Source organism: Acidovorax sp. GW101-3H11 (assembly GCF_001633105.1).
Classification (GTDB): Bacteria; Pseudomonadota; Gammaproteobacteria; order Burkholderiales; family Burkholderiaceae_C; genus Acidovorax.
Map to the genome: position 1 here is coordinate 913,747 of NZ_LUKZ01000009.1, position 13,424 is coordinate 927,170.

Here is a 13,424-nt window from a genome sequence, read left to right on the forward strand (position 1 = left end):
CCTACCGCGCGTCGGATAAGCCTTTTTAGCTATCGTTTTTGATTTAACAGCACATCCGCAGCGGCCCGGCGGGCCCGGGCCTTTGCGCGCCAACGCCCATCGCAGGGCTTTGGCGGGGCACTTTGCTTGTCCCATGAGAAAATCGCGGGTTATTCAACAGAACACGCAGGACAAGAACCATGGACGCAGAACGCATCAACCTCATCGGCACCACCCTCAGCGACCTGGCTCTGCGCACGGCAGAGTTACGGAGGTATCTTTGACTTCGATGCCAAATTCGAACGCCTGCGCACGGTAAACGCATCGCTGGAAGACCCTTCGGTCTGGAACGATCCGAAGAAGGCCCAGGAGCTGGGCAAGGAACAAAAATCGCTCTCCAGCGTGGTCGTCACGCTGGACAAGCTCACCCGCGATCTGGCCGACAACGCCGAGCTGTATGAGATGAGCAAAGAGGAAGGCGATGAAGCCGGCCTTTTGACCATCGAGTCGGAAGCCGCCACGATGCGCGCGGCGGTGGAAGAGCTGGAGTTCCGCCGCATGTTCCGCAACGAGGCCGACCCGCTCAACTGCTTTGTGGACATCCAGGCAGGTGCCGGTGGCACCGAGGCCTGCGACTGGGCCAGCATGCTGCTGCGCCAGTACCTCAAGTACGCCGAACGCAAGGGCTTCAAGGCCACGGTCGAAGACGAAACCCCGGGCGACGTGGCCGGCATCAAGAGCGCCACGATCAAGATCGAGGGCGAATACGCCTTTGGCCTGCTGCGCACCGAAACCGGCGTGCACCGCTTGGTGCGCAAGAGCCCGTTCGACAGCTCGGGCGGCCGCCACACCTCGTTTGCGTCGCTGTTCGTCTACCCCGAGATCGACGACTCCATCGAGATCAACATCAACCCGGCCGACGTTCGCACCGACACCTTCCGTGCCTCCGGCGCGGGCGGCCAGCACATCAACAAGACCGACTCGGCCGTGCGCCTGACGCACATCCCCACGGGCATCGTGGTGCAGTGCCAGGACGGCCGCAGCCAGCACAGCAACCGTGACGTGGCCTGGCAGCGCCTGCGCAGCCGCCTGTATGACTTCGAGATGCGCAAGCGCATGGAAGAGCAGCAAAAGCTGGAAGACACCAAGACCGACGTGGGCTGGGGCCACCAGATCCGCAGCTACGTGCTGGACAACAGCCGCATCAAGGACCTGCGCACCAACGTCGAAATCTCGGCCACGCAGAAGGTGCTGGATGGTGATCTGGACGCGTTCATCGAAGCGTCGTTGAAGCAAGGCGTGTGATGCACGTCGAAGCCATCATCTTCGACATGGACGGCACCATGATCGACTCCATGCCCTGGCACGCCCAGGCGTGGGTCGAGTTTGCACGCCGCCGGGGCATGGACATCGACGTGCCCGACCTCATGGCCCGCACCACCGGCAAGAACGGCACCGAGTGCATCGTGGAACTGCTGGGCCGTGCCGTGTCGCAGGACGAGGCCGACGCGCTCACGCACGAAAAAGAAACCATCTACCGCGAACTGTTCGCGCCCCGCTTTACCGAAGTAGCGGGCTTTCGCCAGTTTGCAGCCCAGGTGCGTGCGCGTGGCCTCAAAGTGGCGGTGGGCACGGCGGGCGACATCGGCAACGTGGAATTCGCCCTGGGCCACCTGGGGCTGGAGCCTGCGCCGCAAGCCATCGTGCGCGGTGACGAGGGCCTGCCCGGCAAGCCCCAACCCGCCATTTTTCTGGAGGCCGCACGCCGCATTGCGGCCGACCCGGCACACTGCATCGTCTTTGAAGACGCGCCCTTTGGCATCGAAGCCGCGCGCCGCGCAGGCATGCGCGCCGTGGCCATCTGCAGCACCCACACACCCGAGCAACTGGCCGGGCCACATGTGCTGGCCGCCGTGCGCGACTACACCGAACTCATGAACACCGACTTTCTGGAGAGCATCCATGTTGCAACTGCATAGCGCAGACGGAAGTGGAGACGGAGCAGGCCAGACCATCGCCATCCGCCGCGAGGACTACACCGCCCCCGCCTACTGGATCGACAGCGTCGAACTCACCTTCGACCTGGACCCGAACAAGACCCGCGTGCTCAACCGCATGGTGCTGCGCCGCAACCCCGACGTGGCAGCCGAGCCGCTGAAGCTGGACGGCGACGAGCTGAACCTGGCGCGCGTGCTGGTCAACGGCCAGGGCACCTCGTTCAAGATGGAGGGCGCCCGCCTGGTGCTGGAGAACCTGCCCGAAGGCGAAGAGCCCTTCGCGCTCGAAATCTTCACCACCTGCTGCCCCGCCAAGAACACCCAGCTCATGGGCCTGTATGTGAGCCAGGGCACGTTCTTCACGCAGTGCGAGGCCGAGGGCTTCCGCCGCATCACCTACTTCCTGGACCGGCCCGATGTGATGGCCAGCTACACCGTCACGCTGCGCGCCGACAAGGCCCAGTACCCGGTGCTGCTCAGCAACGGCAACCTGGTGGACAGCGGCGCGCTGGAAGACGGCCCCAATGGCGCACGGCACTTCGCCAAATGGGTGGACCCGCACAAGAAGCCCTGCTACCTGTTCGCGTTGGTGGCGGGCAAGCTGGTGGCGCGCGAGCAGCTCATCAAGAGCCGCTCGGGCTCCAACCACCTGCTGCAGGTGTATGTGCGCCCCGGCGACCTGGGCAAGACCGAACACGCCATGAACTCGCTGATGTACAGCGTGGCCTGGGACGAAGCCCGCTTTGGCCTGCCGCTGGACCTGGAGCGCTTCATGATCGTCGCCACCAGCGACTTCAACATGGGCGCGATGGAGAACAAGGGCCTGAACATCTTCAACACGAAGTACGTTCTGGCCAGCGAATCCACGGCCACCGACACCGACTTCGCCAACATTGAAAGCGTGGTCGGCCACGAGTACTTCCACAACTGGACCGGCAACCGCGTGACCTGCCGCGACTGGTTCCAGCTCTCCTTGAAAGAAGGCCTCACCGTCTTCCGCGACCAGGAATTCAGCATGGACCTGGCGGGCAGCCCGTCGGCCCGCGCCGTCAAGCGCATCGAAGACGTGCGTGTGCTGCGCACCGCGCAGTTCCCCGAAGACGCAGGCCCCATGGCCCACCCGGTGCGGCCCGACAGCTACGTCGAGATCAACAACTTCTACACCGTCACCATCTACGAAAAGGGTGCCGAGGTCGTGCGCATGCAGCACAACCTGGTGGGCCGCGAAGGCTTTGCCAAGGGCATGAAGCTGTACTTCGAACGCCACGACGGCCAGGCCGTGACCTGCGACGACTTCGTGCGATCAATAGCCGACGCCAACCCGGCCAGCCCGCTCACGCAGCACTTGGCCCAGTTCAAGCGCTGGTACAGCCAGGTCGGCACGCCCCGCGTGCGCGCCACGGGCCGCTACGACGCCGCCACGCGCTGCTACGCACTCACGCTGTCGCAAAGCTGCGCTCCCACGCCCGGCCAGAGCGAGAAACTGCCCTTCGTCATCCCGGTGGACCTGGGCCTGATCGACGCCCGCACCGGCGCCGCCCTGCCCTTGCATCTGTCGGGCGAAGGGTCGTCGGGCAGCACATCGCGCGTGGTCGTGCTCACCGAGGCATCGCAGACGCTGACTTTCACCAACCTCGATGCCGAACCTGTGCCCTCGCTGCTGCGCGGTTTCAGCGCGCCCGTGGTGCTGGACATCGACTACACCGACGCACAGCTGCTGGCCTTGCTCGCACACGACACCGACGCCTTCAACCGCTGGGAAGCGGGCCAGCGCCTGGCACTGCGAATCGCTATTAATTCAATAGCAAACAATGCTTTACAGACAGGCGGTAACGGCCGATTTGAGCATCAAATTCTGCCCGCAGAGTTTGTAGACGCCATGCGCACCGTGCTGCGCAACCCCTCGCTGGATGCAGCGTTCAAGGAACTGGTGCTCACCCTGCCGTCCGAAACCTACATCGCCGAGCAGCAGGACGTGGTGGACCCCCAGCGCATCCACGCCGTGCGCGAAGCCATGCGCGAGCAACTGGCCGTCTCGCTGCAGGCCGACTGGGAATGGGCCTGGGAGCAGAACCAGGACACCGGTGGCTACCGCCCCGACCCCGTCTCCTCCGGCCGCCGCGCGCTCAGCGGCCTGGCGCTGCACATGCTGTGCATTGCGGCCCAGCGCACCGGTGATGCCATCTGGCCGGGCAAGGCCTACCAGCGCTTCAAGGTGGCGGGCAACATGACGGACCGCTTCAACGCGCTCACCGCCCTGGTGGCCAGTGGCAGCGAACTCGCAGCACCGGCCCTCGCGCGCTTTCACGCCATGTTCAAGGACGAGCCCCTGGTCATCGACAAGTGGTTTGCCCTGCAGGCAGGTGCGCCAGACCGGGGCGGCAATGTGCTGCCCGCCGTGCGCCAGCTCATGCAGCACCCGGACTTCAGTCTCAAGAACCCCAACCGCGCGCGCAGCGTGATCTTCAGCTACTGCAGCGCCAACCCCGGCGCCTTCCACCGTGCGGATGCTGCGGGCTACGTGTTCTGGAGCGACCGCGTGATCGAGCTGGATGCCATCAACCCGCAGGTCGCAGCCCGCCTTGCGCGCGCACTCGACCGCTGGAAGAAGCTGGCAGACCCTTGGCGCAGCGCCGCCCGCGAGGCCATCGCCCGCGTTGCCGCCAAGCCCGATCTGTCCAACGACGTGCGCGAGGTTGTCACCCGCGCTCTGGCCGACTAATCCATCTGAAAGCAAAGACCCATGGCAAAAAGCATCAGCCTGACCCGCTACCTCGTTGAGCAGCAACGGGTGGACGGCCTCATCCCCTCACAACTGCGCCTGCTGCTCGAAGTGGTGGCCCGCGCCTGCAAAAGCATCAGCCACGCCGTGAACAAAGGCGCGCTGGGCGGCGTGCTGGGCACAGCCAGCAGCGAAAACGTGCAGGGCGAGATCCAGAAAAAACTCGACATCATCGCCAACGAGGTGCTGATCGAAGCCAACGAATGGGGGGGCCACCTGGCGGCCATGGCGTCCGAAGAAATGGACGGCATCTACCTGGTGCCCAACCGCTACCCGCAAGGCGAATACCTGCTGCTGTTCGATCCCCTCGACGGCTCCAGCAACATCGACGTGAACGTGAGCATCGGCACCATCTTCAGCGTGCTGAAGAAGCCCGACGGTGACCGGGGCGTGGAGGAAGGCGACTTCCTGCAACCCGGCACGCAGCAAGTGGCTGCGGGCTACTGCATTTACGGCCCACAGACCACGCTGGTACTCACCGTGGGCGACGGCGTGGCCATGTTCACGCTCGACCGCGAACAAGGCTCCTTCGTGCTGACCGAAGAGAACATCCGCATTCCCGAGGACACCAAGGAATTCGCGATCAACATGAGCAACATGCGCCACTGGGACGAGCCCGTGAAGCGCTACATCGACGAATGCCTGCAGGGCAAGGAAGGCCCGCGCGGCAAGGACTTCAACATGCGCTGGATTGCCAGCATGGTGGCCGACGTGCACCGCATCCTGACCCGTGGCGGCGTCTTCATGTACCCCTGGGACAAGCGCGAGCCCAACAAGCCCGGCAAGCTGCGCCTGATGTACGAAGCCAACCCCATGGGCTGGCTGGTCGAGCAAGCCGGGGGCGCGGCCACCAACGGCAAGCAGCGCATCCTGGACATCCAGCCCACCCAATTGCACGAGCGCGTGAGCGTGATCCTCGGCTCAAAAAATGAGGTCGAGCGCGTGACAAGCTACCATTCCACGCTATAATTTGAGGCTTACGCCGGTGTAGCTCAGTCGGTAGAGCAGCTCATTCGTAATGAGAAGGTCGGGTGTTCGATTCATCTCTCCGGCACCAGATAAAAAGCCCTGATTCGCAAGAGTCAGGGCTTTTTTCATGGGCCTGACAGAAGCATTCTTTCTCGGCGAACTCAGAGCATCGGCGCCATCAAGCACAGCGGTGCGCAGGCATGGCCGCCGACGATGCCCCCCAACAAAACATCCTCAGGACCCGGACTTGGGGTTTTGAGCGCCCTGCTGCGCAAACGCAAAATCCGGCAGCGACAGCGTGGCCTCGGCCACCTCCAACAGGCGGCGGTTCTGGTCCATAGAGGTTTTCTGCAGTGCCCGGAAGGCCACTTCCTCGTTCATGCCCAGCCGCGCCATCAGCACCCCCTTGGCCCGCTCGATCACCTTGCGCTCATTGAGCGTGCGGCGGGCGACCTCCAGCTCCGCCTCCATGCTGGCCATGCGCGCGGACTGGCTCTGCAGCAGGTCCACCAGCGAGGCCGATTCGCCTGCGTGGGCAGCCGCACCGACGGGGTCCGGCATGGCTGATGGCACCTGGGCCATGTCGAAAAAACGGTCCACCGCATGGGTGCGCTGTGGCGGGTTGTCGCGCAGGCCACGCAGCAGGCCCTTGGAATCCTGCAGGTCCTGCTGGGCCTCCAGGATGCGCGCCTCGCAGTCTTCGCGCAGGCGTTTGACAAGATCCACCTGCAGGTGCCACAGCGCGCTGATGCGCTCGGAGCACAGGTCAAACCAGGTGTCGCTGAGGTCGCTGTCGAGCGCCGCCCCCGGTCTGGCCACGCACAGCGCGCGACGAAGGCGCTCCAGCTGGGCGGCGGCAGGCACCAGTTGCTGCTGCTCCCAACGGGCACGCAGCGCGGGTTCGGCAAACTCAGAGAACACACGCAGGCTGCGCTCCTGCGCGTCGATGAGGTGAATCACCCGCTGCTGGTGCGCCTCGTTGCTGCTGCCAGACGCATACAGCAAGGCTCCCAGCGCACGCTCCTGGCCCGCCTCTTCCTCGGCCTGCACCAGGTGCAGCAAGGCCACCAGCATGCGCGACACGCTGGGCAGGCCCGCCGCATCGGCCACGTGGAATACCAACTCAATCAGCCCCGCAATGAGGTGGCTGTAGGCCGCCACGGAGTCGTGCGCTGACATGGCCTGCCGCTCGATCTGGGTGCGCAGCGCGGGCAGCGACTCCAGGCCCAGCAGGGCCCATGCCATCAGCGACAGCGCCTTGGCGGTGGCGCCCTGCCCCGGCTCGATGTGCTGTGCAAACACTTCGCGCAGCCGCGCCTCCAGGGGCGCAACCTCGTCGATGACACGCAGCCGCACATCGACAAACCGCAGGGCCTTGGAGGCCAGATACGCGCCCGAGACGCCCCGCTCCCGCTGCAGGCCCTGGATCAGCTGCCCGATCACGTCCACCAGCTCGGCACGGCTGGCAAGGTGGCGCACGGCGTCGATCTCCAGCTGCTTGGAGCGGAGCACAAGGTTCGATACCGACAAAGGCGCGGCCGGGTCTGGCATGCAGGATTCCTGGGTGGTTGTGGCGCAGCAGGCGTGCCGCGACCTGACTGCGATTGTGTCAGGCCAAAGCCACGCTGACACGACCACCCACAGCGCGCACGCTGTGGGCACTCACCGATTGCGCCGGTGTCTCCAGGCATTCGCCGGTCCGCAGGTCGAAGTGGTTTTTGTACAGCGGCGAGGCCACCACCACACGGTCGCCAATGCTGCCCACCAGGCCCCGGGCCAGCACGCTGGCGCCAGACTTGGGGTCCACGTTGTCGATGGCAAAAAACTGGTCTGTGCCGACGCGGAACACCGCCACATGGCGGCTGGCCACCAGGGCGCATACGCCGGTGCTGGGCAGGATGTCATCGACCGCGCAAATGTCGGTCCAGGCAAGGGAGGAGTCGGTGCTGGTCATGGGGAGTGCGCTCATGGTGTTCTCGTCTTTCTTCAAGCGGCTTGGTGGATGGGGATGACCTTGGCCGAAGTCTGGCCGCGCTCTTCGGCACGCGCCGGGCGGATCTGGCCGCGCTCTTCCACAAACAGCACGTTCTCATCGGCTTTCTCGCTGTTCACGAAGGAGCGGAAGCGCTTGCGCGTCTCGGGGTCGGTCACGGCCGTCTTCCATTCGCACTGGTAGGTATTCACCACGTTCTGCATCTGCGACTCCAGCTCAGCACACAGGCCCAGGCTGTCTTTTTGCAGCACGTCCTTGAGGTAGTCCAGACCGCCTTCAAGGTTTTCGCGCCAGGTGCTGGTGCGCTGCAGCCGGTCGGCCGTGCGCACGTAGAACATTAGCACCCGGTCGATCATGCGCACCAGCTCTTCCTTCGAGAGGTCGGACGCGAACAGCTCGGCATGGCGCGGCTTCATGCCGCCGTTGCCGCAGATGTAGAGGTTCCAGCCCTTCTCGGTGGCGATGACGCCGATGTCCTTGCCCTGGGCCTCGGCGCATTCGCGCGTGCAGCCCGAGACGCCGAACTTGATCTTGTGCGGGGCGCGCAGGCCCTTGTAGCGATTCTCCAGCTCCACAGCCAGGCCCACGCTGTCCTGCACGCCATAGCGGCACCAGGTCGAGCCCACACAGCTCTTCACGGTGCGCAGGGACTTCCCATAGGCATGGCCGGACTCGAAACCAGCGGCAATCAGCTCTTCCCAGATCAACGGCAATTGCTCAACCCGCGCGCCAAACATGTCCACGCGCGCACCGCCCGTGACCTTCGTGTACAGGCCGTACTTCTTGGCCACCTGGCCCACGGCGATCAGGCCGTCGGGGGTGACCTCGCCACCAGGCATGCGCGGCACCACCGAGTAGGAGCCGTCCTTCTGGATGTTGCCCAGGTAGTAGTCGTTGCTGTCCTGCAGGCTTGCCAGGTCCTTCTTGAGCACGAATTCGTTCCAGCACGAGGCGAACACGCTGGCCGCCACGGGCTTGCAGATGTCGCAACCCAGCCCTTTGCCGTGCTTGGCCAGCAGGTCGTCGAAGCTCTTGATCTGCCCCACACGCACCAGGTGGTAGATCTCCTGGCGCGAGTACGCGAAGTGCTCGCAGATGTGGTTGTTCACGGCCATGCCACGGCGTGCCATTTCGGCCTTCATGACCTGGGTGACCAAGGGCACGCAGCCACCGCAGGTAGCGCCCGCCTTGGTGCAGGCCTTCATCTCGGCGATGGTACAGGCGCCATTGCCCACAGCAGCGCAAATGCCGCCCTTGGTGACGTTGTTGCAAGAGCAGATCTGTGCTGTATCAGGCAGCGCCTCCACGCCCAGGCCAGGCTTGGCCTTGCCGTCGCCGGACGGGAAAATCAGGAACTCGGGGTCCTCGGGCAGCGCGATACCGTTGAGCGCCATCTGCAGCAGCGTGCCATATTCGGTGGCGTCACCGATCAGCACGGCGCCCAGCAACTGCTTGCCGTCTTCGCTGATGACGATCTTCTTGTAGACCTGCCGACGTTCATCCACGTACTGGCAGCTGCGGCTGTGCGGCGTCTTGCCATGCGCGTCGCCGATGCTGGCCACATCCACCCCCATGAGCTTGAGCTTGGTGCTCATGTCGGCCCCCACAAAGGCGGCATCCACTTCACCCGCGATATGGCGTGCCGCCACCCGCGCCATGTCGTAGCCAGGTGCCACCAGGCCAAAAGTCTGTTCGTTCCAGGACGCACATTCGCCAATGGCATACACGTTGTGGTCGCTCGTGCGGCAAGCGCTGTCGATGGCGACACCACCGCGCGGGCCGATGGCCAGTACACACTGGCGGGCCAGTTCGTCGCGCGGGCGGATGCCCGCAGAGAACACGATCATGTCGGTCTCCAGGTACGAATCGTCCGCGAACTTCATGCGGTGGCGTGCGCGTGCGCCATCGGTGATCTCTTGCGTGTTGCGGCCGGTGTGCACCTGCACGCCCAGCTCCTCGATCTTGGCCTTGAGCACACGCCCGCCGCCCTCATCGACCTGCACGGCCATCAGGCGGGGCGCAAACTCGACCACGTGGGTTTCCAGGCCCATGTCGCGCAGCGCCTTGGCGCATTCCAGGCCCAGCAGGCCACCGCCCACCACCACACCGGTTTTGGATTTGGCTCCCGAGGCCTGCATGGCCTCCAGGTCCTCGATGGTGCGGTAGACGAAGCAATGGTCACGGTCACGCCCCGGCACCTGCGGCACGAAGGGGTTGGAGCCCGTAGCCAGCACCAGCTTGTCGTAGGGGAAGACCTCGCCGCTGACGGTGGTCACGGTGCAGGTGCGCCGGTCGATGGACGCGGCACGCGTCCCAAGGCGCAGCGAAAAGCCTGTTCGATCAAAGAAACCAGGCTCGACCAGCGAGAGGTCCTCAGCCGTCTTGCCACTGAAAAATTCGGACAAATGCACTCGGTCATAAGCTGCCCGGGGCTCTTCGCACAGCACCGTCACGTCCACATGGGACAGGCCCGTTTCCGCCAGGCTTTCCAGGAACTTGTGGCCCACCATGCCGTGGCCGATAAGAACAATCTTCATGCTTTTCATCCTGCAATGGCCCGTTGCGCCGCTGGGGGATACAGGATGTGCGCCTTGCCTGCCCCAACAGGGCAGCATGACACCTCACCCTCCGCAGACAACACGGGCGTGGGTTGGAACAACCAAACGATGGGCCAACGTGCCCACCACTCGCTTGGGTTCCGCCATCGTTAGCGGAGGATTTCATGGGACCCCGGGGCAGCATTACCGAGGGATCAACAACATTTCAGCAATATCCATGCCGACGTTTCACCCCCGGGCGAAAAAGCGCGAAAACCACTTCAGAGCGAAAACTGGCGCTACCGAAGCTGTTTTCTCACGCCGCAGGGCAAAGACGCATCAATGCGGTGCGATGCGCTTCCCCAACATGGGGAATCTGCAAGGGCTCAGCGTCCAGCGCAGCGCATCACAGGAGGTTGTTTTCTGATTTGCAAACAGCATCAACTCGGGCAGACTGCGAGCAAAGCACCTCACCCGCCCCCACAGGGCCGCGTGGGTGCCAGGCACCCCATCCCCATCTTCAACAGCAGATCACGACCATGAGCGTAGAACGCAGAGTCGCCTCAGACCGGCGCAGTGGCAAGGACCGGCGAGAGACGGAAGCCGGCCCCCCGACCAACTTTGAACGGCGGCGCAATGTCGAAGCGCGGCAACCCGAGCTGACAGAGCTGCACCTGAGCGAGGATGAACTCAAAGCCCTGGGGTTTGCGCCAGGGACGCCTGCGCCTCAAAAGTAATGACTCAGGTGCCAGCGCAGCGATGGTGGCTGTGCAAGCCCTCCCGCAGCACGATCAACACAGACGGCCACGCCACCTGAATCCGGGTGAGCCGTCCACCAGTCAGGACAACGCAGGCGCCATACATGCGCGGCATTGCGTGCCCCCTTTCACGGGCAATGACGCTCTTGCCCACAGGGCACTCAGCCGCCAATCCCAGGCAGCACGATCACGCGGTGCGCCACCATGTCCAGCGCGGGCCGGGCGTTGCCCTGTTTGTCGGTCCACACACGCGGAGAAAGGCTGCCCGACAGCGCCACGGAGTCGCCGTCTTGCATGGCACGCATTTCGGCACAGACCGCTGCATCAAACGCAATCACATTGACAAACAGCAGCTCCCCATCGGCGGTGCTGGCACGCACTTTGGCCAAGGTGAAAGTCTTGCCCGCCTTGTCCGTGCGTTGCTCGGTCTCGCCATACAGCCTTCCGGCCACCAGTCCATCAATCATGAAGATCCTTGGCCCGCTGCGGGCGTTGCTTTGTTCTGCCGTGACACCCTTGCTGGAGCACAGCGCCAATGAAAGGGACGTGATCCAACAGCCTGCGCAAAGTCGGTATTGAGGCGCAAAAGCAAAAAAGCCCAGAACCTTTCGGTTCTGGGCTTTTGCTAACAATGGTCGGCGTGGCGGGATTCGAACTCGCTACCCCTTGCACCCCATTCATTTTTGGGTAGATTTTGGTGGATTTCCGTGGATCAATAAAATCCTTTAAAAACAATAGGTTAAGCGATAAAATTAAAGAAAAGGAGTCCCAACAAATCCCCTACCATCCCATTTCTGGTGGACCCCTGGGTGGACCCCTGGAAGCTGGAGAAACTATGCGCTACCCAAAATCTGGCATTGGCCGGAAGTGGACGGTCATCGAGCTGAAAGCCATTGGTCCATCCTGGAAGGGCGAGGTCCTGAGCGACGGTGACGGCCTCAGCGGCCAAGTGCTGGCCGCCGCTGACGGCAGCGTTTCCATCAAGTTCCGCTACGGGTTCAAATGGGATGGCAAGAAAACATGGCACTACTGCGGTGCGTGGCCGACCGCGACGCTGGACGAGATCCGGACGAATCGAGACAACGCACGGAAAGCTGTACGGGACGGCATCAATCCCAATGACCAGCGGAAAGCTGTTCGCATCGAGAACCGCCTTCAAGTAGAACGGGTTATCGCAGAGCAGAAAAAACGGGACGCCGACAACATTACTGTGCAGTCCCTGTTCGACGCCTGGGTAACCGATGGCGTCAAGCGCGAGGACAACAACGCGGAAATCAAGCGTTCTTTCAACAAGGACGTTCTGCCCGCCATCGGCACCCTACCTGTGAAGGATGTGACGGAGCACCACATTCGGGCTCTGCTTCGAGCGATGGTCGATCGAGGAGTCAATCGGCTCGCCGTCATCGCCTCCCATGATCTCAAGCAGATGTTCGTCTGGGCGGAGGAGCGGCAGCCATGGCGGCGCCTGCTGCAGGAAGGGAATCCGACAGCCCTTGTGGCAGTCGAGAACCTTGTGGATGCCGACTACGATCTTTCCAACGAGGGCACCAGAACCCTTTCTCCGAAGGAAATCAGGGAGCTGCGTGACATCTTCGCTGCCATGCACCAGGCCTACGAAGCGGCTCCCGACAAGCGCCGGGCCAAGCGGCCTGTCTTGAAGGAGACGCAGTTGGCCCTCTGGATCAGCCTGTCCACGGCCTGCCGCATCGGCGAACTGCTCATGGCCGAATGGAAGCACGTGAACTTGGAGATCGGGGCGTGGTTCATCCCCAAAAAGAATGCCAAAGGGAAGCGCGGCAAGAAGCAGGACCAGGTTGTCTATCTCTCCGCTTTTGCGCTGAAGCAGTTCAAGGCACTCCACGAGCTGACGAAGGCCTCCAAATGGTGCTTCCCGTGTGCCGACGGGGAAAACCACGTGAACGAAAAGACAGTCAGCAAGCAAGTGGGCGACCGGCAGTGCCGCTTCAAGGACCGCAAGCCGTTGAAGAACCGGGTTCACGACGATACGCTGGTCCTGTCCGGGGGTGAAAACGGCAAGTGGACACCTCACGACATGCGAAGGACAGCCGCAACGATGATGCAGCATCTGGAAGTGACACCAGAGGTCATCGACCAATGCCAGAACCATGTGCTGGCGGGAAGCAAAGTGCGACGGCACTATCTGCACTACAAATACAGCAAGGAAAAGCGCGAAGCGTGGCGGCTCCTTGGAGAAAGGCTCACGGCAATCTTCGAAGGAAAGGACGAGGATGAATCGACCCGCGCGCCTGAAGTCGACATCGAGGCGCTTTTCATCCAATCGCTGAAAGAAGAGGCGGCTCTTGAGGCCCCGGCATGATCTCTTAAAAATGTGCGTATTCCGGCGATGCCGATCAGTCAATCCTGGAACGTGAGCACAGCAGGTCCGGC

10 protein-coding genes and 1 tRNA gene are annotated in these 13,424 nt (G+C 63.2%); 7 read left to right on the plus strand and 4 right to left on the minus strand.

Annotated features, from left to right (window positions below):
* Positions 1-179: 179 nt before the first annotated feature.
* The 5 genes from prfB (at position 180) to A1D30_RS10200 (ending at position 5,815) form a co-directional block, all read left to right on the plus strand.
* Positions 180-1,284 (plus strand): peptide chain release factor 2 gene (prfB, locus tag A1D30_RS10180; RefSeq protein ID WP_109790915.1). Its coding sequence is split into 2 segments (ribosomal slippage): positions 180-260 and positions 262-1,284, totalling 1,104 coding nucleotides; the frame shifts between segments, so codons are not numbered across the junction.
* Positions 1,284-1,958, plus strand: a complete 675-nt coding sequence (locus A1D30_RS10185; RefSeq protein ID WP_063460603.1) for an HAD family phosphatase — start codon at positions 1,284-1,286, stop codon at positions 1,956-1,958. The genes prfB and A1D30_RS10185 overlap by 1 nt, the downstream gene beginning before the upstream one ends.
* Entirely contained in the window at positions 1,942-4,698 is a 2,757-nt protein-coding gene (gene pepN, locus A1D30_RS10190; RefSeq protein ID WP_063460604.1) for an aminopeptidase N, read from the plus strand. The genes A1D30_RS10185 and pepN overlap by 17 nt, the downstream gene beginning before the upstream one ends.
* Before the next feature lie 21 nt (positions 4,699-4,719).
* Positions 4,720-5,727 carry a class 1 fructose-bisphosphatase gene (locus tag A1D30_RS10195; protein ID WP_063460605.1) on the plus strand — a complete coding sequence of 336 codons (1,008 nt, stop codon included), beginning with the start codon at positions 4,720-4,722 and terminating at the stop codon, positions 5,725-5,727.
* Positions 5,728-5,739: 12 nt separating this feature from the next.
* Positions 5,740-5,815, plus strand: a tRNA-Thr gene (locus A1D30_RS10200).
* Positions 5,816-5,961: 146 nt separating this feature from the next.
* Here the strand turns inward: A1D30_RS10200 and A1D30_RS10205 are convergent.
* From A1D30_RS10205 to nirB, 3 genes are read right to left on the minus strand one after another with little or no spacing between them, the layout of a single operon-like run.
* A complete protein-coding gene (locus A1D30_RS10205) occupies positions 5,962-7,278 on the minus strand; it encodes a nitrate- and nitrite sensing domain-containing protein (RefSeq protein ID WP_063460606.1) in 1,317 nt (438 codons plus the stop codon).
* A gap of 58 nt (positions 7,279-7,336) precedes the next feature.
* Positions 7,337-7,696, minus strand: coding sequence for a nitrite reductase small subunit NirD (gene nirD / locus A1D30_RS10210; protein WP_242421837.1), 360 nt, complete (start codon positions 7,694-7,696; stop codon positions 7,337-7,339).
* Between the two features lie 17 nt (positions 7,697-7,713).
* The gene (gene nirB, locus A1D30_RS10215; protein WP_063460907.1) at positions 7,714-10,257 is read right to left on the minus strand and encodes a nitrite reductase large subunit NirB; all 2,544 of its coding nucleotides are present in this window, start codon (positions 10,255-10,257) and stop codon (positions 7,714-7,716) included.
* A 539-nt stretch (positions 10,258-10,796) separates the two neighbouring features.
* On the opposite strand from nirB, the gene A1D30_RS24745 reads away from it, so the two are divergent.
* On the plus strand, positions 10,797-10,994 hold the full coding sequence (locus A1D30_RS24745) for a hypothetical protein (RefSeq protein ID WP_082836388.1): 198 nt from the start codon (positions 10,797-10,799) through the stop codon (positions 10,992-10,994).
* Between the two features lie 182 nt (positions 10,995-11,176).
* Here the strand turns inward: A1D30_RS24745 and A1D30_RS10220 are convergent, their stop codons facing one another.
* Positions 11,177-11,482, minus strand: coding sequence for a single-stranded DNA-binding protein (locus A1D30_RS10220; protein WP_063460908.1), 306 nt, complete (start codon positions 11,480-11,482; stop codon positions 11,177-11,179).
* A gap of 368 nt (positions 11,483-11,850) precedes the next feature.
* On the opposite strand from A1D30_RS10220, the gene A1D30_RS10225 reads away from it, so the two are divergent.
* On the plus strand, positions 11,851-13,353 hold the full coding sequence (locus A1D30_RS10225) for a site-specific integrase (protein ID WP_013722268.1): 1,503 nt from the start codon (positions 11,851-11,853) through the stop codon (positions 13,351-13,353).
* Positions 13,354-13,424: the final 71 nt, after the last annotated feature.